Source organism: Streptomyces sp. A1136 (assembly GCF_004795055.1).
Classification (GTDB): domain Bacteria; phylum Actinomycetota; class Actinomycetes; order Streptomycetales; family Streptomycetaceae; genus Streptomyces.
In genome coordinates, this window is the sequence record NZ_SSBJ01000024.1 from 81377 (window position 1) to 103051 (window position 21675).

General features: G+C 72.0%; 22 protein-coding genes. 14 read left to right on the top strand and 8 right to left on the bottom strand.

The features are described 5' to 3' along the window. Window positions 1–53 precede the first annotated feature (53 nt). A complete protein-coding gene (locus E6R62_RS23290) occupies window positions 54–1898 on the bottom strand; it encodes a transglycosylase domain-containing protein (RefSeq protein WP_240801834.1) in 1845 nt (614 codons plus the stop codon). 573 nt (window positions 1899–2471) lie between these two features. Here E6R62_RS23290 and E6R62_RS23295 point away from each other — a divergent pair. From E6R62_RS23295 to E6R62_RS23305, 3 genes are all read left to right on the top strand, one after another. Then, the gene (locus tag E6R62_RS23295) at window positions 2472–3611 is read left to right on the top strand and encodes an amidase domain-containing protein (protein WP_136215460.1); all 1140 of its coding nucleotides are present in this window, start codon (window positions 2472–2474) and stop codon (window positions 3609–3611) included. A 122-nt stretch (window positions 3612–3733) separates the two neighbouring features. Beyond that, entirely contained in the window at window positions 3734–4732 is a 999-nt protein-coding gene (locus E6R62_RS23300) for a glutathione S-transferase family protein (protein WP_206308818.1), read from the top strand. An 80-nt stretch (window positions 4733–4812) separates the two neighbouring features. Continuing rightward, window positions 4813–6066 carry an MFS transporter gene (locus E6R62_RS23305; RefSeq protein ID WP_136215498.1) on the top strand — a complete coding sequence of 418 codons (1254 nt, stop codon included), beginning with the start codon at window positions 4813–4815 and terminating at the stop codon, window positions 6064–6066. A 66-nt stretch (window positions 6067–6132) separates the two neighbouring features. Here E6R62_RS23305 and E6R62_RS23310 read toward each other — a convergent pair whose 3' ends face one another. Further along, window positions 6133–6549, bottom strand: a complete 417-nt coding sequence (locus E6R62_RS23310; protein WP_136215461.1) for a cytidine deaminase — start codon at window positions 6547–6549, stop codon at window positions 6133–6135. 575 nt (window positions 6550–7124) lie between these two features. Between E6R62_RS23310 and E6R62_RS23315 the strand changes: the two genes are divergently transcribed. Both E6R62_RS23315 and E6R62_RS23320 read left to right on the top strand, forming a co-directional pair. Next, entirely contained in the window at window positions 7125–8429 is a 1305-nt protein-coding gene (locus E6R62_RS23315) for a ferric reductase-like transmembrane domain-containing protein (protein WP_136215462.1), read from the top strand. Between the two features lie 16 nt (window positions 8430–8445). Beyond that, window positions 8446–8724, top strand: a complete 279-nt coding sequence (locus tag E6R62_RS23320; RefSeq protein WP_136215463.1) for a hypothetical protein — start codon at window positions 8446–8448, stop codon at window positions 8722–8724. Window positions 8725–8838: 114 nt separating this feature from the next. Here E6R62_RS23320 and E6R62_RS23325 read toward each other — a convergent pair whose 3' ends face one another. Beyond that, window positions 8839–9345, bottom strand: a complete 507-nt coding sequence (locus E6R62_RS23325) for a carboxymuconolactone decarboxylase family protein (RefSeq protein WP_206308819.1) — start codon at window positions 9343–9345, stop codon at window positions 8839–8841. 413 nt (window positions 9346–9758) lie between these two features. Here E6R62_RS23325 and E6R62_RS23330 point away from each other — a divergent pair, with 413 nt between their 5' ends. The 6 genes from E6R62_RS23330 (at window position 9759) to E6R62_RS23350 (ending at window position 13435) form a co-directional block, all read left to right on the top strand. Then, window positions 9759–10178 carry a subtilase-type protease inhibitor gene (locus E6R62_RS23330; RefSeq protein ID WP_240801835.1) on the top strand — a complete coding sequence of 140 codons (420 nt, stop codon included), beginning with the start codon at window positions 9759–9761 and terminating at the stop codon, window positions 10176–10178. A 154-nt stretch (window positions 10179–10332) separates the two neighbouring features. Continuing rightward, window positions 10333–11289 (top strand): GlxA family transcriptional regulator, encoded by a 957-nt coding sequence (locus E6R62_RS23335; protein WP_136215464.1) that lies wholly within the window; start codon window positions 10333–10335, stop codon window positions 11287–11289. Between the two features lie 143 nt (window positions 11290–11432). Continuing rightward, window positions 11433–12431: a type I glyceraldehyde-3-phosphate dehydrogenase gene (gap, locus tag E6R62_RS23340; protein ID WP_136215465.1), complete on the top strand. Its 999-nt coding sequence runs from the start codon at window positions 11433–11435 to the stop codon at window positions 12429–12431. 100 nt (window positions 12432–12531) lie between these two features. Continuing rightward, entirely contained in the window at window positions 12532–12984 is a 453-nt protein-coding gene (locus E6R62_RS41040) for a hypothetical protein (protein ID WP_240801836.1), read from the top strand. After that, the gene (locus E6R62_RS42205) at window positions 12981–13181 is read left to right on the top strand and encodes a hypothetical protein (protein ID WP_368773870.1); all 201 of its coding nucleotides are present in this window, start codon (window positions 12981–12983) and stop codon (window positions 13179–13181) included. Before E6R62_RS41040 ends, E6R62_RS42205 begins: the two co-directional genes overlap by 4 nt. Further along, window positions 13121–13435, top strand: a complete 315-nt coding sequence (locus E6R62_RS23350) for a hypothetical protein (RefSeq protein ID WP_206308821.1) — start codon at window positions 13121–13123, stop codon at window positions 13433–13435. Before E6R62_RS42205 ends, E6R62_RS23350 begins: the two co-directional genes overlap by 61 nt. Before the next feature lie 97 nt (window positions 13436–13532). Here the strand turns inward: E6R62_RS23350 and E6R62_RS23355 are convergent, their stop codons facing one another. The 3 genes from E6R62_RS23355 to E6R62_RS23365 all read right to left on the bottom strand — a co-directional run bounded on the left by E6R62_RS23355 (window position 13533) and on the right by E6R62_RS23365 (window position 15602). Then, window positions 13533–13985 (bottom strand): hypothetical protein, encoded by a 453-nt coding sequence (locus E6R62_RS23355; RefSeq protein ID WP_136215466.1) that lies wholly within the window; start codon window positions 13983–13985, stop codon window positions 13533–13535. A 142-nt stretch (window positions 13986–14127) separates the two neighbouring features. Further along, a complete protein-coding gene (locus tag E6R62_RS23360; RefSeq protein ID WP_136215467.1) occupies window positions 14128–14520 on the bottom strand; it encodes a hypothetical protein in 393 nt (130 codons plus the stop codon). Between the two features lie 230 nt (window positions 14521–14750). Next, a complete protein-coding gene (locus E6R62_RS23365; RefSeq protein WP_136215468.1) occupies window positions 14751–15602 on the bottom strand; it encodes an MOSC domain-containing protein in 852 nt (283 codons plus the stop codon). Between the two features lie 282 nt (window positions 15603–15884). On the opposite strand from E6R62_RS23365, the gene katG reads away from it, so the two are divergent. After that, window positions 15885–18104, top strand: a complete 2220-nt coding sequence (gene katG, locus E6R62_RS23370) for a catalase/peroxidase HPI (RefSeq protein ID WP_136215469.1) — start codon at window positions 15885–15887, stop codon at window positions 18102–18104. Between the two features lie 110 nt (window positions 18105–18214). Continuing rightward, window positions 18215–18799: an RNA 2',3'-cyclic phosphodiesterase gene (gene thpR / locus E6R62_RS23375; protein WP_136215470.1), complete on the top strand. Its 585-nt coding sequence runs from the start codon at window positions 18215–18217 to the stop codon at window positions 18797–18799. A 58-nt stretch (window positions 18800–18857) separates the two neighbouring features. Here thpR and E6R62_RS23380 read toward each other — a convergent pair whose 3' ends face one another. Then, window positions 18858–19493 carry a hypothetical protein gene (locus E6R62_RS23380; protein WP_136215471.1) on the bottom strand — a complete coding sequence of 212 codons (636 nt, stop codon included), beginning with the start codon at window positions 19491–19493 and terminating at the stop codon, window positions 18858–18860. Between the two features lie 114 nt (window positions 19494–19607). Continuing rightward, window positions 19608–20810, bottom strand: a complete 1203-nt coding sequence (locus E6R62_RS23385; protein WP_136215472.1) for an erythromycin esterase family protein — start codon at window positions 20808–20810, stop codon at window positions 19608–19610. Between E6R62_RS23385 and E6R62_RS23390 the strand changes: the two genes are divergently transcribed. Then, entirely contained in the window at window positions 20809–21630 is an 822-nt protein-coding gene (locus E6R62_RS23390; protein ID WP_136215473.1) for a TioE family transcriptional regulator, read from the top strand. The genes E6R62_RS23385 and E6R62_RS23390 overlap by 2 nt on opposite strands. The last annotated feature ends 45 nt before the right edge of the window (window positions 21631–21675 follow it).

Consider the following 21675-nt stretch of genomic DNA (forward strand, 5'->3'; position numbering starts at 1 on the left):
CCCGGGCCCGCCGCCGGCGGTGCCCGGACCGCCTGGTGGCCTGGGCCCGCCCCCTACTTCACGGCCTTGATGTAGTCGGACCACAGGCGCAGCGCCCGATCGCTGCCGGGCGTGTTCTGCGGATCACCGCCGAGGCCCGTCAGCGGCAGCGGGATCAGGTCGGTCAGCGCCATCCGGTACACCACGACCGCCGTGGACTCGTGCTCGGTGGTGCCGACGAACCAGCCCGCGGTGTTCGCGGCGGTCGTGCCGGTCTTGGCCGCCGCTCCGGGGTGCGCCTTGGCCACCGCCTTCGCCGACCCCTCGGTGACGGCGGAACGCAGGGCGTCCGTCACCGCGCGGGCCGTCTCCGGCTTCACGGCCCGGACCGGCTTCGGCGCGTCCAGCGGCACCGCGGCGCCGTTGCGGCTGACCGAGCGCACCGAGTAGGGGTCGGTGTGCATGCCGCCCGCGGCGAACGTCTCGTAGGCGCCGGCCATGCGGATCGCGCTGGGGGTCGAGTTCTCGCCGAGCGAGAACGTGGGTACCCGCGGTCCGAGGCTCGATCCGAGCAGGCCGACGCGCTCGGCGAACGCGTCCACCCGGTCGAGGCCGACGTCGAGGCCGAGCTGCATCATCGGGGTGTTGACCGAGTTGGCGACGGCCTGGCGCAGGGTCACCTGACCCCAGTTGCGACCCCCGTCGTTGCGCCCCTTCACCACCTTGCCGCTGCGGTCCCAGTACGGGCCCTCGGGCGTCTGGACGGTCACCTGGTCGTTGCCGTCGTAGGGGGTGGAAGGGGAGACGGGCGTGCGGGCCTTGCCGCGCGTGCGCTGCACCCCTTCCTCCAGGGCGGCGGCGTAGACGAACGGTGTGAACGCCGTGCCGACCGGGATCGTCGTCGCGTTCGACTCGTTGAAGCCCTGCTTGAGGTAGTCGGGGCCGCCGTACACGGCGAGCAGCCGCCCGTCCGGGGCGACGCTGGCCGCGCCGATCTTGGCGTGTTTGTCGGTGTCGGGGCGCTTTTCGGCGTCGAATCCCTTCTGCGCCTCCTGGACGGCGGCGGTCAGGGCCGTCATCCGGGCCTTGTCGAAGGTCGTGTAGATCTGATAGCCGCCGAGGTCGAACTCCGCGTCCGGGATGTGGCCGGTCTTGACCGCGTAGGACTTCGCCAGATCGACCAGGTAGCCGGTCTGCGCGCCGGGGGTGCCCGGCTGGGACGCGGCCGTGGGCTCGGGGAACTTCGTGTAGCCAGCGCGCTCGGCGCGCGAGATCTGCCCGGTGTCCACCATGCGGTCCAGGATCCAGGACCACCGCTCGACGGCCCGCGCGTGGTTCTCCTTGCCGAGCGCGGGGTCGTACAGCCCGGCGCCCTTGAGGAGGGAGGCCAGGAAGGCGCCCTCGCTGGCGTTCAGCTGGGAGACGTCCTTCCCGTAGTAGGCCTGGGACGCGCGCTGGATGCCGTACGTGCCCCGCCCGAACCAGCTGGTGTTGAGGTAGTCCTCCAGGATCTGCTTCTTGCCCGTCTGGTTGTCCAGCTTCAGGGCGAGCAGGATCTCGGTGAACTTCCGGGAGAGGGTGCGGTCCTGGCTGAGGTAGGCGTTCTTCACGTACTGCTGCGTGATGGTGGAGCCGCCCTGGGTCTCGCCGCCCGTCACGGCGGCGCGCAGGGCGCGCAGGACTCCGGACGGCGAGACTCCGGGGTCCGAGTAGAAGCTCGCGTTCTCGGCCGCGAGCACGGCGCCCTGCACCTTGGGCGGAACCTTGTCCAGCGGCATCTCCTGCCGGCTGACCCAGCCGGTGCGGGCCATCGTGGAGCCGTCCGCCCAGTAGTAGACGTTGTCCTGTTGCCGGGCGAAGGAATTGAGGTCGTCGGGTATGTCCGTGGTGGCGTAGGCGAGTGCGACGAAGCCCGTCATGGCGATGAACGCGTACAGGCCGGCGCCCAGCCACTGGCGCCACGAGGGCGCCCATCGGCGCCATCCGGTGCGGCCCGGCCTGGGGTAGTCGGGCCGAAGGCGTCGCAGCCCTGTACGCGCGGCGGCGACGGCCGGGGCGAGGGCGCCGAGCCGGCCGGCGCCGGCGCGCGCGAGGACGCCCAGCCTCCCGGCCCGCGCGCGGGGTCGGCGGCGCGTACCGGCCGCGCCCCGGCGGCCGGACGCGGTCCCGCCCGTGCCTTCCGGCGCCGCCCGCCTGCCCCGCGACCGACCACTTGCGGCCGAATCCTGCCTGCCCACTCCGAATGCCCCCTGTGCCGTGCTTTCCCACACACCCTAGATGCCCTTGCTGTGAGACCGGCAGGTGGTGTCCGAATCCGACAACTACTCTCCGCGGGGCTCCGTTCCCGGCGTGAAGCGGAGGCAGGGCCGCCGCCCGGGCGCGGCGACCGCACCCGGGGCCGCCGGCTAAGCGGAACGCGACGAAACCGTCGCCCAGTTGTGCGAAGATGCCGTCCCCCGGTTCGTGCGTACCGGGTGACAAGGGGAAACACAGTGATACCTAAGAGGTTCAGGCCCGCCGCCATCGCGGCCCTGACCGTGGCCCTGGCGTCCGGCAGCATGCTCGCCTACTCGGCGAACGCGGGCACCGGCCCCGAGGCGGCCGACCGAGCCACCGCCGATACCTTCGCCCGCATAGCCGACGATGTGCTGTCCCAGCGCAACCAGGCTCTGGTCGAGGATCAGCCGGGGCACCGCAATACCCGCCAAACCTCCGCGAAAACGCGGTTGTCGGCGCAGGTGAAGAAAGACGAGGACGCGACGATCTCTTCGTTGCGGTCCCGCAAGACACGGCTCGCGGAGCTCGGCGAGGCCTACACGGGCGCCGACAGCAGCGTCCACGTCGACCAGGCCACGGTCACCGGTGGGAAGGCGACCGTCCAGGTCACCGAGCAGACCACGCTCGTCTACAAGAAGCTGCGTGGTGACGAACCCCCCACCACCGACTTCCGGACGCGCTACGAGCTCACCCTCACCAGCAAGCGGGGCGGCGCCTGGGAAGTGACCTCGATCAAGTCCCAGGACAGCGGCCCCGTCGCGATCAACGTGCCCGTGGCGACCGAGGCCAAGATCGTCAAGGACGACGGCAACCAGTACCCGGACGGCACGCCCGCGTCCACCAAGTACCCCGCCCCGGCCAAGCCCAAGGCCAAGACCGGGGGTGCGTACGACTACGCGGCCATGGCCAAGTACGCGGAGAAGTACTGGAGCAACTACAACCCGGCTTACCGGAAGTTCACCGGCGCGGGGGGCGACTGCACCAACTTCATCAGCCAGGCCCTGAAGGCGGGCGGCTGGAAGGCCGTGCCCGGCTCCTCGTCGGACTACCGGAACTGGTGGTACGACGGCGCCCACCAGTCCGACTCCTTCGTCGGGGCCAACGAGTGGGCGTGGTTCACGCTGTCCAACCAGCGGGCCGCCAACCTGGCCGACGTCTACCAGGCGGACGTCGGCGACATCGTGCAGGTGGACTTCAACAGGGACGGGTCCAAGGACCACTCCATGATGGTGACGTACCGCAGCAGCGCGGGAATGCCCTACCTCACCTACCACTCCACCAACACGTACCGGAAGTCCCTCGCGAGCATCATCGCGTCCTACCCGAACGCGATCTACTACGCGTACCGCACCTGACGGGTGCTTCCCGGTCCTCCCGTCGCGCGACCGCGCGGCGGGAGGGCCGGTCCCCAAGAGTCCCGCTTGAGGGACGATCCAGCCGGGGTGTCCGTGATCGCGGTCCCGGGTAGGGCCCCGAAATGAGCTCTGTGAACCCCGCCAAGGGGTACTCCCGCGACAGTCGTTACATCACCACCCGGATCACCGCGGACGGACGCGACGGTTTCCCGGTGGAGCCCGGTCGTTACCGTCTCGTGGTCAGCCGCGCCTGTCCCTGGGCGCACCGCGCGATCATCGTTCGGCGCCTCCTGGGGCTGGAGAAGGCCCTGCCCATGGCCGTCGCCGGGCCGACGCACGACAAGCGCAGTTGGACCTTCGACCTCGACCCGGGGGGCCGCGACCCGGTACTGGGCATCGAGCGGCTCCAGGAGGCGTACTTCGCGCGTGATCCCGACTACGACCGGGGCATCACCGTGCCCGCGATCGTGGACGTGGCGAGCGGCCGGGTGGTCACCAACGACTTCGACCAGATGACCATCGACATGTCGCTGGAGTGGGCGGCCTACCACCGTGCCGGGGCGCCGGCGCTGTACCCGGCCGAGCTGCGGCCGGAGATCGACGCGGTCAACGAAGAGATCTACGCGGACGTGAACAACGGTGTCTACCGGGTCGGCTTCGCCGGGTCGCAGGAGGCGCACGCCACGGCCTACGAGCGTCTCTTCGCCCGCCTCGACCGGCTCTCCGAGCGGCTGGAGCACTCCCGCTACCTGGTCGGCGAGACGATCACCGAAGCGGACGTGCGGCTGTTCACCTCACTCGTGCGCTTCGACGCCGTCTACCACGGCCACTTCAAGTGCAACCGGCAGAAGCTCTCGGAGATGCCGGTGCTGTGGGCGTACGCCCGCGACCTGTTCCAGACCCCAGGCTTCGGGGACACGGTCGACTTCGATCACATCAAGAAGCACTTCTACATCGTCCACAGCCACATCAACCCGTCCGGGATCGTCCCCGTCGGCCCCGACCCGTCGGGTTGGTTCGCCCCGCACGACCGGGCGGAACTGGGCGGCCGCCCGTTCGGTGACGGTACGCCGCCGGAGCCCGTCACCGCCGCGGAGGCCGTCCCGGCCCATCACCCGTGACCGGCGGGTAGGCTGCTCGCTTCGATCGCACCGGTCGACCTCACGGTCGTCCGGTGTGCGGGAGCGGGGGTGTGGCGATCATGTTGGGCAGGAGGTCGTTGGGACGGCGGTTCCGGTGGCTCTGGACGGCGTACGCGGTGAGTACGGTCGGTACGTGGCTGGCGTTCGACGCCTTCCCCTTGATCGCGATCCGGGTACTGCACGCGGGGACGACCGAGGTGTCGGTACTGGCCGCTTCGGGACTGGCCGTGGCCGCGGCCGTCGCGGTACCGCTCGGCCCGTGGGTCGAGTTCCGTCGCAAGCGACCGGTCATGGTGACCATGGACCTGATCCGGTGCGCGGCGTTGCTGAGCGTGCCCGCCGCGTTCGCGCTCGGCCGGCTCGGCTTCGCCCAACTCGTGGTCGTGTCGGTCGTCGTCGGGGCGGCCGACATCGCCTTCACGGCGGCCGGCGGCGCGTGCCTGAAGGCATTGGTGCGACCGGAGGACCGCCTCGTCGCGAACGGGCGGTTCGAGTCCACGACGTGGACGGCGACCGTGCTCGGGCCGCCCCTCGGCGGGGCCGCCATCGGGCTGTTCGGTCCCGTGATGACTGTCACGGCCAACGCGGTGAGCTACCTCCTGTCGGCGGTGGCGATCCGCGCGATCGGCGGACGGGAGCCGCGGCCCGCGCGACCCGAGGCGTCGCCGCGGCTGCGCGCCGGCGACCTGCTCGACGGGTGGCGCCACATCCTGGCCGACGCCGTGCTGCGGCCGCTGTTCTTCAACACGGTGCTGGTCAGCGGCCTGATCATGGCGACCATGCCGCTGCTGGCCGTCCTGATGCTCGGCACCCTCGGATTCACACCCTGGCAGTACGGCCTCGCCTTCGCGGTGCCCTGCGTCGGCGGACTGATCGGCTCGCGCCTGGCGTCCCCGCTCGTCAACCGGTTCGGGCGGCGCGGGGTCTTGCTCACCACCGGGGCACTGCGGGCGTGCTGGTCCCTCGGCCTGGCCTTCATCGGCCCCGGCACGGCCGGGCTGGTGCTCGTCATGGTCGTGGAGTTCGGACTGATCACCTGCATGGGGATCTTCAACCCGGTGTTCGCCACCTACCGGCTCGACCGGACTCCCACGGACCGGGTCGCGCGCACCCTGTCCGCGTGGTCGATCACCAGCAAGGCCTCCATCGCCGCGCTGACCGCCCTGTGGGGCCTGCTGGCCGCCGTCACCGGCCCCCGTACCGCCATCGCGATCGCGGGTCTGCTCATCATGGCGACGCCGTTCCTGCTCCCCCGGCGCGAGGACCGCCCGCCGCGGCTCGCACCGAAACCGTCACACAGCCGTACGTCCTGAGCGGGACCTCTCCCGGGTGGGCCGTGGACCTCTCGCGGGTGCGTCGGCTCAGCCGCGGGCCACGGCTCAGCCGGAGACGTCGAGCTGGTGGTCGGCCCAGACGTAGGTCTCGGGCAGCAGCTCGGTGACGGGGACCGCGCGGAGGCGGTCCCCGTTGCCGACGATCACCTCCAGGGCGGGGAAGTAGTCGAAGAGGACCTGGCGGCACCGGCCGCACGGGGGCACCACCCCCCGGTCGCGGTCGCCCACGGCGACGACGGTGTCCAGCTCGTAGGCGCCCTGGGCGGCTGCCGCGCCGATCAGGACCAGCTCGGCGCACGGGCCGCCCGTGAAGTGGTAGGCGTTCACGGCGGTGATCACGCGGCCGTCACGGGCACGCGCCGCGGCCGCCATCGTGTGCTCGTCGCCCCGGCACCGCGTGCGGGCGACCTCGGCCGCCGCCGCGACGAGTTCATGGTCGACGGGACGGATGGGCGTGGTCATCTTCTCTCCTTCGAAGCCGTGCCGGGGCGCCTGGCGGCCCCCCATGGCGTGGCCCCGGCGCGAGCCGGGCCGAGGACGGGTATATCCCATCGAAGCGGTACCCGCGCACCGAATATCGGGCGCGCCGCCCCGCCCCAGGGCCTCGGCACCGCCGGTCGACGTTAAAGAGTTCGTCAAGCGAGGGGCAGGGCAGCACACTCACGGCGTGTCGAGAGATCCATTGCGCAAACACGCAAAGACGGAAGGGCGATTGCGCCCGGCCGACGGCCCTCGAAGAAGGGAGACGCCCACTCCGCATACCCGGACATTGGGCAGCAAATTTCCCGCGTGATGGAACTCATGTTGTGTGCATCGCCATTGTTCGTCGTGGCCGAATTTGCACATAGTTGCCAGTGCTACGCCTCTGCACGTGGTGTCCGGTGCTGCGCCGGGTCCGCGGGCAGGGACGCGTCGATCACCCACCGACAGCACTGCCACGACTGGAACGGACCTGGCATGACTCGCCGACCCCGCCTGATGCCCGACGCCTGTCGGCAGCCCGAAAGACCGTGTGTCCCCGGCGCGGCGCCTCGCGCATGAGGGCCCCGCACGAGCGGTTGCGCGCCGGCCTGGCGGCCGGGGCGGCCGGGGTCACCCTGTTGTGGGCGGCTCAGGTACGGCCGTCGGCCCGGCCCGACGAGCTGATCGGGGCGGCGGCCCACCTCTCCGGGCTCCTCGCCGGCTACGGAATCCTCGCCATGCTCTTCCTGATGGCGCGCGTACCGGCCGTCGAGCACGGGGTGGGGGCCGACCGCCTCGCCCGCTGGCACGCCTTCGGCGGCCGGTGGGTGCTGCTCCTGTGCGCCGCCCACGGGCTGTTCGCCCTGCTCGTCCACGCCCTGCGCACGGGAACCGACGTACTGACCGCCACCGGAGCCCTGTTCCGCTACCCGGCAGTCGCGGCCGCGTTCGTGGGAGCGGCCCTGTTGGCCGGCGTCGGCCTGTGCTCCGCCCGAGCCGTGCGCCGCAAGGTCTCCCACGAGGCGTGGCGGGGGGTGCACCTGCTCACCTACCTCGCCGCCGCGCTCGGCTTCGTCCACCAGCTCGCCGGCCCCGACGTCGGCGTCACCGCCTTCACCACCTGGTTCTGGGCCCTGCTGCACACCGTCGTCGGCGTGCTGCTCGTCTGGTACCGGGCCGTCGTCCCGGCACGTCAGGCCCTGCGGCACGGATTGCGCGTGGCCACCGTCGAACGGGAGGGCCCCGGCGTGGTCTCCGTGACCATCCGAGGGGGCGAGCTCCGCGAACTCCGGGCGGAGTCGGGCCAGTTCTTCCGGTGGCGCTTCCTTCGCAGAGGCCTGTGGCACACCGCCCTGCCGTTCTCCCTCTCCGCGCCCGTACGCGACGACTGCCTGCGCATCACGGTGAAGGCGCTCGGCAGCCACTCCCGGCGGGTCCGCGGGCTGCGCCCCGGCACGCGAGTCCTCGCGACCGGCCCGTTCGGCGCGCTCACCGAACGGCGCCGCACACGCCCCAAGGTCCTGCTCATCGCCGGCGGCATCGGGATCACCCCGATGCGTGCCCTCTTCGAGTCCCTGCCCGCGGGCCCGGGCGACCTCACCCTGCTCTACCGCGCGGGCGACGCCGATCAACTGGTCCTGCGGGACGAGCTGGAGGCCATCGCGGCCGACCGCCAGGCCGCCCTGCACTACCTGGTCGGGCGCTCCGACGCCGCCTACGATCCGCTGGCCCCCCAGGCCCTGCGCGCACTCGTGCCCGACCTGTCCGACCGGGACGTCTACCTCTGCGGGCCGCCCGGCATGGCCGATGCGACGACCGCGGCGCTGCTCAGGGCGGGCGTCCCCGCTGCCCGCATCCACTCCGAGTGCTTCACCTACTGAGGATCGAGGTCGTCCGATGAACCGGTACGCGGCGTCCCAGGAGCCCTTCGACCACGCGGACACCGCCGAGCCGTCCGGGCCCGGGCGTCCGCGCCCACTGTCGGCCGCGTCGACGGCCCCGCACCGCCGGGCCGGCCGTCCCGCCGCGGCCCGGCACCGCAAGAGCCGGCGGTCCCGGTGGCTCGTCGCCGGGCTCGGCCTGGCCAGCGCGCTGACCGCGACGCTCATCACGCTCACCGTCCAGCCGGCCGCCCCGGCGCCGGGCGCCGGGCCGAGCCCGCAAGCCCGGCGCTGAGACCGAGCCGTCTCCCTACGTCAGGGCCGGCGCCGTACCGCGCTGCCCGCCGCCCCGTTCGCCTGGCCCTGCCCCCGCACGGCCGGCCGTGCGGGGGCAGGGGCGGGGGCGCCGTCAGTTCCAGGGGTCGGTGAACGACCGGCCGGGCACCGGCTTGGCGATGAGCGCCACGGCGATGAAGAAGTTGACCTGACCGATCGCGAACATCAAGGTGGCGAGCGCCTTTGCGTCGTAGTGCTCCGCCGCCCGCGCGTACAGCTCGTCGGAGACCCTCTCGCCGTGCGCCGAGGGTTGGAGCACTGCTTCCACGAGTGCCAGAGCGGCCCGCTCGGCACCGGTGAAGTAGGGCGAGTCCTGCCAGGAGACGACCGACGTGATGCGCTCCTGCGACTCCCCGGCCTTTCGCAGGAATCCCGTGTGCAGGACGGTCAAGTAGGTGCTGCCGACGATCTGGCCGGCGCGCAGTTGGACCAGGCTGATCGTGCGGCGCGGCAGCGACCCGTTTCCGGTGGCCTTGAACAGCGCCGCCGATACCGCCGCCAGCTCGGGCACGAGCTGCCCGGGGTCCTCGGTCATCCGCGGAACCATCGGGACCTCGGCCGTTGTCGAACGTGTCTCCATCATCGTCTCCTCATGATTTCCCAGGTGCTCTCACCGCCTTGACGGACCGCGTCGTACGGACGTGACACCGCGGGGGAATCGAGTGCGTCGGACGCCGTATCCCCTGGAGGACCGACATGATCCGGACAGCCTGGATGGACGTTCGATGAACCGGACGCGACCGACAGCAGGTCAGCGGGCCTCGTTCGACCACCGGAGGGCTCGTCACACTGTGTTGACGGCCGATCGCGGAGGGCACACCGACGCTCTGAGCTGCCTGAACGACCGTTCGGTCGCCGATAATCGAACGCGATGTCTGTAAATCGGTCATCGATGTGCATGCGCCCTTCACACAAGACAGACTCTGGAGCGTCCAGCCCGCAGAACGCAGCCAACTGCTGCTTCTGACCTTCGAATTGAAAGAGAGTCACGTCGTGCGTCACCGCATCGCTGCCGTCTCCGCTGCCGCCCTGCTCACCATGGCCGGCGCCACCGGCATCGCGGAGGCCAAGCCCGCCAGCCTGTACGCCCCGTCCGCCGTGGTCCTCACCATCGGCCAGGGGGACAACGGTGCCACCGTCGTCAGGGCGTCCACCCTGAGCTGCGCCCCGACCGCGCAGGGAACGCACCCCGACCCCAAGGCCGCCTGTACCGCCCTCGCCGCCACCGCCGGCGCCTTCGACACTCTCCTTGCCGCCCCGGACTCGAACCGCGTCTGCCCGATGATCTACGACCCGGTCACCGTCACCGCGGACGGGGTCTGGCAGGGTCGCCGGGTTTCCTGGAAGCACACCTTCTCCAACTCGTGCGCGATGTCCGCGACCTTCAACGGGAACGCCCTCTTCTCCTTCTGACCTCCCTTCCGGCCCCGCGCGGTCTCTCGCGCGTCAGCCCCCGCCCCTGCCCGGGACGGAGGCTGACGCACGCGCGGTGTCCACGGCCGCCGCGCCGCCCCGGTGCGCGGTGGCGGGCGGCTCGCACCACCGAGGCCCCGCGTACCCTCTGTGTGTGTCAGCCTCCCGCCTCCACCGCGTCGCCGTCCTCGTCCTCGAAGGGGCGAAACCCCTGGACGTGGGCATTCCCGCGCAGGTCTTCACGACGCGGGCGAGCATGCCGTACGAGGTGCGGGTGTGCGGCGCGGCGCCCGGCCTGGTGACGGGCGGCGACGGCCTGTCGTACTCCGTCTCCCACGGACTGGACGCGCTGGCGTGGGCGGACATCGTCTTCGTCCCCGGCTACCGGTTCCCGGACCGTGACGACCCGCCGCCGGCCGTCATCGAGGCGCTGACCGCCGCCCACGCCCGGGGGGCGCGGCTCGCCGCCATCTCCACGGGCGCGTTCGCGCTCGCCGCCACGGGGCTGCTGGACGGCAAGCGCGCCACGACCCACTGGCACTACGCGCGGGCGCTGGTGGCGAAGCATCCGCTGGTCCGGCTGGACGAGAACGTGTTGTTCGTCGACGAGGGCAGCGTGCTGACCTCCGCCGGCGCCGCCTCGGGGATCGACCTGTGCCTGCACATCCTGCGCCGCGACCTCGGGGTGGCCGCGTCCAACCACGCGGCCCGGCGCCTGGTAGCGGCCCCGTACCGCAGTGGCGGTCAGGCGCAGTACGTGCCGCGCAGCGTGCCAGAGCCGCTCGGCGAGCGGTTCGCCGCCACCCGCGAGTGGGCGCTGCACCGCCTCGGGGAGCCGCTCACCCTGGAGGCGCTCGCCGAGCACGCGGCGGTGTCGCCCCGCACGTTCTCGCGGCGCTTCGCCCAGGACACCGGGTACACGCCGATGCAGTGGGTGATGCGCGCCCGGCTCGACGTGGCACGTGAGCTGCTCGAACGGTCACAGCGGAGCGTCGAGCAGATCGCCGCCGACGTCGGGCTCGGTACCGGGGCGAATCTGCGGTTGCACTTCCAGCGCATCCTCGGCACCACCCCGAGCGAGTACCGGCGCACCTTCACGCGGGGCGCGTAGCCGCCCGGCAGCCGGGGGCCCGGCGAGATCCTTTTCGCTCGGGCGCTTTTGGCGAGATCCTTGCGAACCGTGGCAATCTCGCCGCTGTCATCGGCTGATGCCGGGGGCGAACCTGGAGGCGAACAGAGAAGGGGACACCGCTCATGACTCGAATCGCCATCAACGGTTTCGGCCGCATCGGACGCAATGTGCTGCGCGCGCTGCTCGAACGTGACAGCGACCTCGAGGTCGTCGCCGTCAACGACCTCACGGAACCCGCGGCCCTCGCACGGCTGCTCGCCTACGACACCACGTCCGGCCGGCTCGGCCGCCCCGTGAGCGTGGACGGGAACGTCCTGGTCGTCGACGGCCACCGCATCACGGTGCTCGCCGAGCGGGAACCGAAGCAGTTGCCGTGGGCCGAGCTCGGTGTCGAGATCGTGCTGGAGGCGACCGGCCGCTTCACCTCGGCCGAGGCGGCCCGCGCCCACCTCGCCGCGGGGGCGAAGAAGGTACTGGTCAGCGCGCCGTCGGACGGCGCCGACGTCACGCTCGCGTACGGGGTCAACCACAAGGCCTACGACCCGGCCCTGCACACGATCGTCTCGAACGCCTCGTGCACGACCAACGCCCTCGCGCCGCTCGCCGCCGTGCTGGACGAACTCGCGGGCATCGAGCACGGCTTCATGACGACGGTGCACGCCTACACGCAGGAGCAGAACCTGCTGGACGGACCGCACCGCGACGCCCGGCGGGCCCGCGCGGCCGCCGTCAACATCGTGCCGACCACGACGGGCGCCGCCAAGGCGATCGGCCTGGTGCTGCCCGGCCTCGACGGCAAACTGTCGGGCGACTCGATCCGCGTGCCGGTCCCGGTGGGCTCGATCGTCGAACTCAACACCACCGTCGCCCGCGACGTGACGCGCGACGAGGTGCTGGCCGCCTATCGCGCCGCCGCGGAGGGACCGCTGGCCGGGGTCCTCGAATACTCCGAGGACCCGCTCGTGTCGTCCGACATCACGGGCAATCCCGCCTCCTCGATCTTCGACTCGGCGCTCACGCGCGTCGACGGCCGCCACGTCAAGGTGGTCGCCTGGTACGACAACGAGTGGGGCTTCTCCAACCGTGTGATCGACACGCTCACCCTCCTCGCCACGCGCTGACCCGCGATGCCGGGGACGCACCCGACCCGGGTGTGTCCCCGGTTCCGCGGCCACGGCGGAGGTAGGGTGGAACGCTTTATCACGTTTCAAACCCTCGGGGTTGCGCCGCGACTTCCTCGGCTGTGATGCAGGCAGGAAAACCTTCCGCGCACCGGACGACACCACGCGCCGCGCCCGCCGCCGCGCCGCGGTCCGGGCCACGGGCACCGTCCTGCTGTTATTGGTGTGCGCCCCGCCCCTCGCGGTCCAACCCTTCGCGGTCCAAGCCCTCGCGGCCCCGGCCGGCGCGATGGCCCCGGTCGCGGCGGTGCGGGCCGCGGAGCCCACACCGCCGCCGTCCGCCGCGTCGTCGGCGCCGAAGCCCGTCGATCCGGCCGCGCTGAGATCAGCGGTGGAGCGGGCGGCGAAGAAGCTCATGGTGCCCGGGGCGGTGGTCCTGCTCCGCACACCGCAGGGAACCTATCGCGTGGCCGTGGGCACGGCCGCGCGGGGCGCGACCCGACCGCCGGCACGGCCGACCACTTCCGGGTCGCCTCCAACACCAAGACCTTGACGTCGGCGCTGGTCATGCCGCTCGCCCAGGACGGCAGACTCCGACTCGGCGACCCGGTGTCCGCCTACCTCCCCTCCGTGCCGGGCGGCGACCGCATCACCCTCGCCGGCGACGGCCACGTCAACCTCTCCCTATCGTGCGCATCCACGGCGACGGTGGGGCCGTCTTCCGTGACGATCCCCGCTGGGCCGAGCTGATCGGCCTGTTCGGGGAGGCCGGCGGGCCCGCGGCGCGGGCGATCGTCGTGGTGCGCGCCCGGCGGATCGCCGATGTGTGCGGCCACGCCGTTCCGCTCATGGAGTACCAGGGTGAACGCACCCTCCACCAAGAGCACTTCCGCCGCAAGACGGACGAGGAGTTCGCAGAGTACTGCGAGAAGAAGGACTTCATCGAGACGAGCCTCGACGGGCTCCCCGCCCTACCTCTGCCTCTTCCTCCGCGCACGGTCTGACACGACGGCCGCCGCGCCTCGGAACGGCCGTGTCGGGGACCGCCCGCGTCGGCGGGCGGTCCCCGACGGGCTCACGCGGCTCGCGCGGCCCTTACGGTCACACGGCGGGCGAGCGGTCACCGGGGGTGTTGCACAGCGCCCAGATCACGAAGACGCCGATGATGATCGAGATGATCGCCCAGAAGGGCGTGTAGGGCAGCCACATGAAGTTGAGGATGATGTCGCATCCCGCCAGCACCACACCGGCGACCCGCGCCCAGAGCATCCTCTTGAGGAGTCCGACGCCGACGATGACGAGGACGATGCCCAGGATGAGGTGGATCCAGCCCCAGGACGTCGTGTTGAACTTGAAGACGTAGTTTCCGAGGCGCGCGTAGACATCGTCGTTCGCGATGCCGGTGATGCCCTTGATGATGGCCAGGACGCCGTCCACGAGGAGGAGGACGCCTGCGAACATGGTGCCGCCGGCGGCCCAGGCCCCACGGGTGGTGTGGGGCTCGTACCCGCGGGACGCGCGTGCGGTGGGATCGGGGGTCGAAGGCTGTGCCACGACAAGCTCCTTCATCGGGCGGTGCGCCGGAACCTGGCGCGGCTATCAGCATCCGGCCGTGGTGGCTTCAGGGCATCCGGGTCGCGTCCATTCGGGTGACGCCCCCAAGGGGCACCGCTCTCGACTCCCCCGGCGGGGCGGCTCACGTCCTGCGGCCGTCAGCCGCCTCCTCCACCGCGCGCAGGACGAGCCGGAGCTCCGCCTCGTCCAGCGCTTCGACGACCTGCCGGAGCCGGACGGCGCACCCGCCGACGAGGGAGGCCGCGACCTCCAGCACCGCGACCTCGCTCCTCGATGCCCGCCGGGACCACCCCAGGGTGAGCATGAGGCGGCCGAGCGCCTCCCAGTCCACCGACCGGTGTGCGCCGGAGCGTTTGATCATGGGTCTGTCGGCGGCGGTCTCCAGCGTGCGGTCCTCCATGAGGCGCCGCAGCCAGGAGCCGTCGTCGTACGCGCCGAGGAGTCGGGTCGCGGCCCTGACCCCCGCGTCGTCCGTTTCCCGCAGCAGGCTCTCCGCGAGCTCGGGACCAGTCATGCTCTCGGCCGTCACCGGCTTCTCCGATACTTCCGGGTTCGCGGGCCGGGACCAGCCCGGATGCCACTCTCCCGGACGGGGCCCCGGTCCGGCGCGCGCCCACGCCGTAGGTCCGCCCGGCCGGCCGATTCCACTGATGGACCGCCGGAGGGACCCGCACAAGTCCGGCGCTCCCCCCGCCGGACAAAGCCGAACCCCCGACGCCGACGCTCTCGGGACACCCCGTCCGCTCAGGCGTCCCCGCCGGCCCGGACGACCGGGTCACCGAGGCGCACCGTGCCGGGCTCCAGGACGTCCAGGTAGACGCCGACGCAGGACAACCTCCCCAGGTCGAACACGGGTATCCGGTGGTCGCGGGCGACGGCCCGCATGAGGGCCGGGTCGGACGGCAGTTCGTCGTGCCCGAGCGCGGGTACCACGCATCGGGGCGTGGGCACCACGACTCGCAAGAGCGCCTCGCCGACGCGCAGGTGCCCACCGGTCCACTCGTCCTCGGGGTATCCGGTCCCGTGGGGCGTATCCACGACGAGGTTGGGGCGGAAGCGACGGGCGTCGACGTCGCCGCCGGGGTGCACCGCTCGCAGCCGTCGCAGGGTCGAGGTCGTGACGAGGTGGATTCTCCCGAAGTCGAGGAACGTCCCCGGCGCGACGCGGCCGGTGGTGACGGTCGCCCCGGTGGCGTCCGTGGAGGCCGTGTCGCGCAGCCTGTCCGGGATACCGCCTTCGTACTCGGGCACGGCCCGCTCCAGGGCCGCGCCGTGCCGGGGCGGGGTCCGCGACAAGGCGACGTCCCGCCCCAAAAGCGCGGACAACGCGGCGTCCAGGTCGGGCCGTCCGGCGGGCAGGACCGTGCCGTCGGGCAGTTCGACCACGACCGTGTCGGTGCCGATCGTCCGGCTGCGGCAGCGCAGGAGGGCCCCCCACTTGCGGGGGTGCTTGGCGCTCCCGACAGCGCCCGTCCCGTCGATCGCCGCGACCACCCGGTCCCCGTGAAGCCCCCTGCCGGAGACCTCCGCCGCCGTCAGTGCCTCTCCGAGCATGGACTTGACCGGATACCGGTACAGCGCCGTCACAGTTCCCATGGGGAGAGTATCCGTCGGGTACGGCCCTCCACCGCGGGGGCGCCTTGAGGAACAGCCGCTGCCCGGCCGTGTCGAGCCGGTGGTGGAGGTCACCGGTGCGTGAGGATGGGTCTCTCGCCGGCCGGTCCAGCCCCCGCGTTGACCGCCGCGGGTCGGGTGAGGCGTTTCCAGCTGGCGGGGCTCCATGGCGCGCGGGTCGCATTGCTCGCGACCGGCAGGGCACCCGACGTCACGAGCAGGCAGCCAGCAGAAGGAAACACCGACACAGGAAGAAGGACGGACGTGTCCGGCAGCGAAAGCGAGAACCCGGTAATCCCCTCCCCGACCCCCGCGCCGAGTCGACCCAGGTCGAACCGGGACTGGTGGCCGAACCAGCTGGACCTTCAAGTTCTCCACCAGCACTCGCCCAGCTCCAATCCGATGGGCGAGGACTTCGACTACGCGCGGGAGTTCGCGACGATCGACCTCGACGCCCTGAAGCGGGACGTCTTCGAGGTGATGACCGCCTCCCAGGACTGGTGGCCGGCAGACTACGGCCACTACGGGCCGCTCTTCATCCGCATGAGCTGGCATTCCGCGGGCACCTACCGCATCGCCGACGGCCGGGGCGGTGGCGGCGCCGGCGCCCAGCGCTTCGCCCCCCTCAACAGTTGGCCGGACAACGCGAGCCTCGACAAGGCCCGCCGCCTGCTGTGGCCGGTCAAGCAGAAGTACGGCCGGAAGATCTCGTGGGCTGACCTGCTGGTCTTCGCCGGCAACTGCGCTATGGAATCAATGGGGTTCGAGACGTTCGGGTTCGGCTTCGGACGCGAGGACGTCTGGGAGCCCGAGGAGATCTTCTGGGGCCCGGAGGACACCTGGCTCGGGGACGAGCGCTACAGCGGCGAGCGGGAACTCTCCGGCCCGCTGGGCGCGGTGCAGATGGGGTTGATCTACGTCAACCCGGAAGGCCCCAACGGCAACCCCGATCCCGTCGCCGCCGCCAGGGACATCCGCGAGACCTTCGGGCGCATGGCCATGAACGACGAGGAGACCGCCGCGCTCATCATCGGCGGCCACACCTTCGGCAAGTGCCACGGCGCGGTCCCCGCCGAGTACATCGGCCCGGAGCCCGAGGGGTGCCCCATCGAGCAGCAGGGCCTCGGCTGGAAGAACACGTACGGCAGCGGCGCCGGCCCCCACTCGCTCACCAGCGGGCTGGAGGGCGCGTGGACGAACGAACCCACGAAGTGGGACAACGGGTACCTGGACAACCTGTTCCGCTACGACTGGGAGCTGACGACCAGCCCCGCCGGTGCGAAGCAGTGGACGCCCAAGGACCCCGCGGCGCAGGGCACGGTGCCCGACGCGCACGATCCGTCGAAGAGGCACGCTCCCATGATGCTGACGACGGACCTGGCGCTGAAGGTGGACCCGGTCTACGGGCCGATCGCGAAGCGTTTCCACGAGAACCCCGACGAGCTCGCGGACGCGTTCGCCAAGGCCTGGTACAAGCTGCTGCACCGCGACATGGGCCCCCTCTCGCGTTACCTCGGCCCCTGGATCCCCGAGCCGCAGTTGTGGCAGGACCCGGTGCCCGAGGTCGACCACGAACCGGTCACGGACGAGGACGTCGCCACCCTCAAGCGCACGATCCTGGACTCCGGACTGTCCGTCTCCCAACTGGTGAGCACCGCGTGGTCCTCGGCGGCGAGCTTCCGGGGCACCGACAAGCGGGGCGGCGCCAACGGGGCGCGTATCCGGCTGGAGCCGCAGAAGTCGTGGGAGATCAACGACTCGCCGGAGATCGGCGAGGTCCTGCGGACGCTCGAACGGATCCGACAGGACTTCAACGACGCGCAGACCGGCGGGGTGCGGGTCTCCCTCGCAGACCTGATCGTCCTGGGCGGCTGCGCGGCCGTGGAGCGGGCCGCGAAGGACGCGGGGTACGACGTCACGGTGCCGTTCGCACCGGGCCGCACGGACGCCTCGCAGGAGCAGACCGACGTGGAGTCGTTCGCCGTGCTCGAACCGAGGGCCGACGGGTTCCGCAACTACCTGCGGGCGGGCGAGAAGCTGTCGCCGGAGACGCTCCTGCTGGACCGCGCCAACCTGCTGAACCTCACCGCTCCCGAGATGACCGTCCTGGTCGGTGGCATGCGGGCGCTGGACACCAATGTCGGGCGGTCGCCCCACGGGGTGTTCACCCGACGGCCGCAGACGCTGACCAACGACTTCTTCGTCAACCTGCTCGACATGGGAACGGAGTGGAAGGCGTCGACCTCGACCGAGAACGTCTTCGAGGGCCGGGACCGCGCCACCGGCGAGCAGAAGTGGACCGCCACCGCCGTCGACCTCGTCTTCGGTTCGCACGCCCAGCTCCGGGCCACCGCGGAGGTCTACGCGTGCCAGGACGGGGAGGAGAAGCTCGTGCGTGACTTCGTGGCGGCGTGGGACAAGGTCATGAACCTCGACCGGTTCGACCTCGCCCGAGCCGAGCGCGCCCGGGTCCAGCCCGCGTGAGTCGGATGTCCGGGCCGGCCGCCCCGCGGCCGGCCCGGACCGCCACGAGGTGAAACCGGCCGGGAGGGCGCTGTCGGCGCCCCGGCCGACCGTGGTGTACCAATTCCTTCGTGAAGGAACAGAAAGCCGTCTCGACCGTCCGCGTGTTCATAGCGCTCGCCCCTCCCGACGACGCCAAGGAAGAACTGGCTCGTGAACTGGGTCCGGCCTACGAGGCGTACCCGCGCATGCGGTGGAACCGCATCGAGGACTGGCACATCACCCTGGCGTTCCTGGGGGAGCTCCCCGTCTCCACCGTTCCCCTCCTGCGGCCGCCCCTCGCGGAGCTCGCGGCCCGCAGCCGGCCCGTGGAACTGGCTCTGCGCGGGGGCGGCCACTTCGACGAGCGCGTGCTGTGGAGCGGACTCGAAGGCGACCTCGACGGGCTGCACCGCCTGACCGGCGAGGTCCGGCGTGTGGTGAGGGAGTGCGGTGTCGCCTTCGAGGAGCGGCCCTTGCGCCCCCACCTGACGTTGGCCCGGTCACGGCGCGACGACCCGTCAAGTGTGGTGAAGGCCGCGGGCGAACTCGCCGGGTTCGCCGGACGGCGGTGGCACGCCGAGCGGCTGCACCTCGTCGGAAGCAACATCGGCCGCGGCCCGGGCCCGATCCACTACCGAGACATCGAGGCGTGGGACCTCCGCGGCGGCCGGTGACCCGGCGCCGCTGAACCGCCGGGCCGACTACCGGACGTGCGCGGGCCGGGTGCCGGGCTCAGGGCGCCGTGCCGGCCGGACCCCGCTCGCCGGACCGTTCGACCGTGGAGACGACGCGCACCACCGCCGGTGCGGCGGGGGCCGACCCGAAGCCGAACCGCACGGGCGGGACGACCGGAGCGAGCGGGCCGAGGTCCACGCCGTCCAGGCTCGCCGCGGCACGGACGATCGGTCGTAGGTCACGGGCCGCGTACCACTGGCGGCAGTCGGGGCGCGAGCTGCCTCGGGTGCGTACGCCGGGCAGCAGGCGGGCGGGCACATCGATCAGGGCCGCCCACGCCGGCCGGCGCGCGAGTGGCGCCGGGACGGCCCCCAGCGCGAGGCCGAGGACCCCCCTGCGGCCCACGGTGAAGCGCAGCGCCAGGGGCCCGGCGGCGACGTCCCATGCGGAGTCCGCCCGGTGCACGCTCACGGGCACGGTGCGGACCTCGTCGAAGTGGTAGACGCCCGCCACGTACTCGGCGGTGCGGTCCGTGGGCGCCAGCAGCAGGCGCTGTCCGTCGGCGCCCTCCAGCATCACGTCGCTGAAGGTCCCGAAGGGCGAGCGGAGCCAGTGGCCGACCACCACCCGGGTGCCGGACCCCGTACCGACGGCGGCGATCCAACCGTCGAACGTCAACCGCTCGTGTCTCACCCGGGTCGTATGCCCGTGTCACCCACGGGGCAAGCACACGACCCGGGCGGGGCCGGCTCCCGGGCACGCGGGAAGCCGGTGCGGCGGTGTCCCCGGGAGGCTCGCCGGCCGGCACTACCGCTGGGGGACGTCCTTGACGAACACGATCCCGTCGCAGGCGGGCAGGTGTGCCGGATCGAACGGGGCGTAGCCGAACCACGGGGACACCCGGTGTGCGGGCGCGGTGTCGCCGAGGGCGGCGGCCAGCCGGCGGGCGTCGACGACGCAGCGGTCCCGCGGGAGCGCGTGGAGGAGCCCTTCGACGGTGTCCGGCGCCGGGGTGCCCACCCCCCGGTGCCGGATCGTGCCGAGGGCCGTCGCCACGAAGGCGTACTCCGCACCGAGCCGGGCGCTCAGGAGCGCACCGGCGCTCCACCACTCCAGCGGCGCCCCGCCCATCCGCATCGCGCTCTTCTCCCGTTGGAGATGGGCGTTGTGGGCGTGGACGAGCACCGGGCCCCGTTCGGCGAGAGCGAGGAGGTTGTCGGCCATCATCAGGTCGCGCAGGCCCACCAGCCGGCTCATGCGGGCCGGTGAGGCGTCGGCCGTCCAGTGGTGGTAGCGCAGCAGGCCGATGGCGGTACGGCCGTAGAGGCGCGCCCGCTCCAACTCCTCCGGGGAGCTCGCCTCGACCAGGTGCGGTGTCTGCGCGTCGAGCAACGCCACCAGGTCGTCGGCGAGCAGCCGCAGCCGACCGGCCTCGACCGACTGTCCCACGGACCGGGCCGGGTCCGTCATCGCGGCGGGATCGGTCCACCGTTCGTCGGCGCCGAGCAGGCTGTCGAGGAACCCGGCGGTGCGGGGAAGCAGTTCCGGGTCCACCCGGGCCGCGAGGAAACCGTGGAGCGCCGTGAGCGCCTGCCGGGGGCTCTCGGCGCCGGTGATCTCCAGCGGGCCGTCGAACCCGGCGAAGCGGAGCCGCTCGGACGCCGGCCGGCCGTCGTTGTGGGCGCGCATCCAGCGTACGAGTTCGCGGTTGGCCGCGGAGGCGCCCCAGCCGTGGCTGAATCCCCGCTCCATGACCTCGTCGAGGGTGCCCGTGCCCGAGGTGACGTAGTCGTCCACGATCAGGCCCCGCAGGCAGTCGCTCTCGATCGTGATCGTCCGGTAGCCCTCCTGCTCGACGAGTTGCCGGAAGAGTTCGTTGCGCAGTTCGAGCAGGGCGTCCTCGCCGTGCGTGGGTTCGCCGAGGGCGAGCAGCCGTGGCCGGTCCGCGAACTGCTTCATGACGGCGGCGGCATCGAGGGTGTGAGTGGTGTCCTGGAGGTCTATTGCCATGCCTTCAACGGTATCGTTGAAGGTTCGGTTGAGACTTTTCCGCGCTACCTTCGGCTCTCTAGGGCGAAACTTTCAAAGGGGTGGTCACCTGCGACCGATCGATCTGGCACGTGGGCACGGTCTGTCCACCCAGGCCGTCAGGAATTACGAGGAGGACGGCATCCTCCCGGCCGCCGATCGCACACCGAACGGCTACCGCTCCTATACGCGGCTGCACGCGCGGGCCCTGGCCGCGTTCCTCGCGCTGGCGCCCGGGCACGGTCATGGGACGGCGGCGTCGATCATGCGGGCCGTGAACCGGGGCGCCCTCGACGGGGCGTTCCGTCTCATCGACGAGAGCCACGCCCGGCTCATGGAGGACCGCCGGACGCTCCACGCCGTGGAGAGCGCCCTGCGCGACCTCACGGCCGGCGCGGCGTCCGGACCCGACGCGACGCTCCCCGGGCCCGGCGCAGCCGGTGGACCCCGTCGCCCCCGCGGCACGTTCATCGGGCCGCTGGCCGAGGAACTGGGTATCCGGCCCGCGACGCTACGGGCGTGGGAACGCGCCGAACTGGTGCGGCCCCGGCGCGATCCGCTCACCGGATACCGCGTCTACGACGAGGCCGACGTCCGGGACGCCCGGCTCGCCCACCAGCTCAGACGGGGTGGCTACCCACTGGGGCGGATCGCCCCGCTGATCGGCCAAGTGCGGGCGGCCGGTGGGCTGAAGCCGCTGGAGGCAGTCCTGCACGACTGGCACAGCCGGCTGTCCGCCCGTGGGCGGTCGATGCTGACGGGAGCCGCGGAGTTGGAGGCGTACCTGCGCGAGCGCGGATGAGGCCGGGCGGCGGATGCCGGGGCCGGCGTCACCCCCGCCGGCGTC

Coding starts and splice junctions, on each gene's coding strand:
- gap (WP_136215465.1), top strand. CDS start 11,433: ATGACTCGAATCGCCATCAACGGTTTCGGCCGCATCGGACGCAATGTG.
- E6R62_RS23325 (WP_206308819.1), bottom strand. CDS start 9,345: ATGGAGACACGTTCGACAACGGCCGAGGTCCCGATGGTTCCGCGGATG.
- E6R62_RS23310 (WP_136215461.1), bottom strand. CDS start 6,549: ATGACCACGCCCATCCGTCCCGTCGACCATGAACTCGTCGCGGCGGCG.
- E6R62_RS23315 (WP_136215462.1), top strand. CDS start 7,125: ATGAGGGCCCCGCACGAGCGGTTGCGCGCCGGCCTGGCGGCCGGGGCG.
- E6R62_RS23290 (WP_240801834.1), bottom strand. CDS start 1,898: ATGACGGGCTTCGTCGCACTCGCCTACGCCACCACGGACATACCCGAC.
- E6R62_RS23390 (WP_136215473.1), top strand. CDS start 20,809: ATGCCTTCAACGGTATCGTTGAAGGTTCGGTTGAGACTTTTCCGCGCT.
- E6R62_RS23305 (WP_136215498.1), top strand. CDS start 4,813: ATGTTGGGCAGGAGGTCGTTGGGACGGCGGTTCCGGTGGCTCTGGACG.
- E6R62_RS23365 (WP_136215468.1), bottom strand. CDS start 15,602: ATGGGAACTGTGACGGCGCTGTACCGGTATCCGGTCAAGTCCATGCTC.
- E6R62_RS23360 (WP_136215467.1), bottom strand. CDS start 14,520: ATGACTGGTCCCGAGCTCGCGGAGAGCCTGCTGCGGGAAACGGACGAC.
- E6R62_RS23385 (WP_136215472.1), bottom strand. CDS start 20,810: ATGGCAATAGACCTCCAGGACACCACTCACACCCTCGATGCCGCCGCC.
- E6R62_RS23300 (WP_206308818.1), top strand. CDS start 3,734: ATGAGCTCTGTGAACCCCGCCAAGGGGTACTCCCGCGACAGTCGTTAC.
- E6R62_RS23320 (WP_136215463.1), top strand. CDS start 8,446: ATGAACCGGTACGCGGCGTCCCAGGAGCCCTTCGACCACGCGGACACC.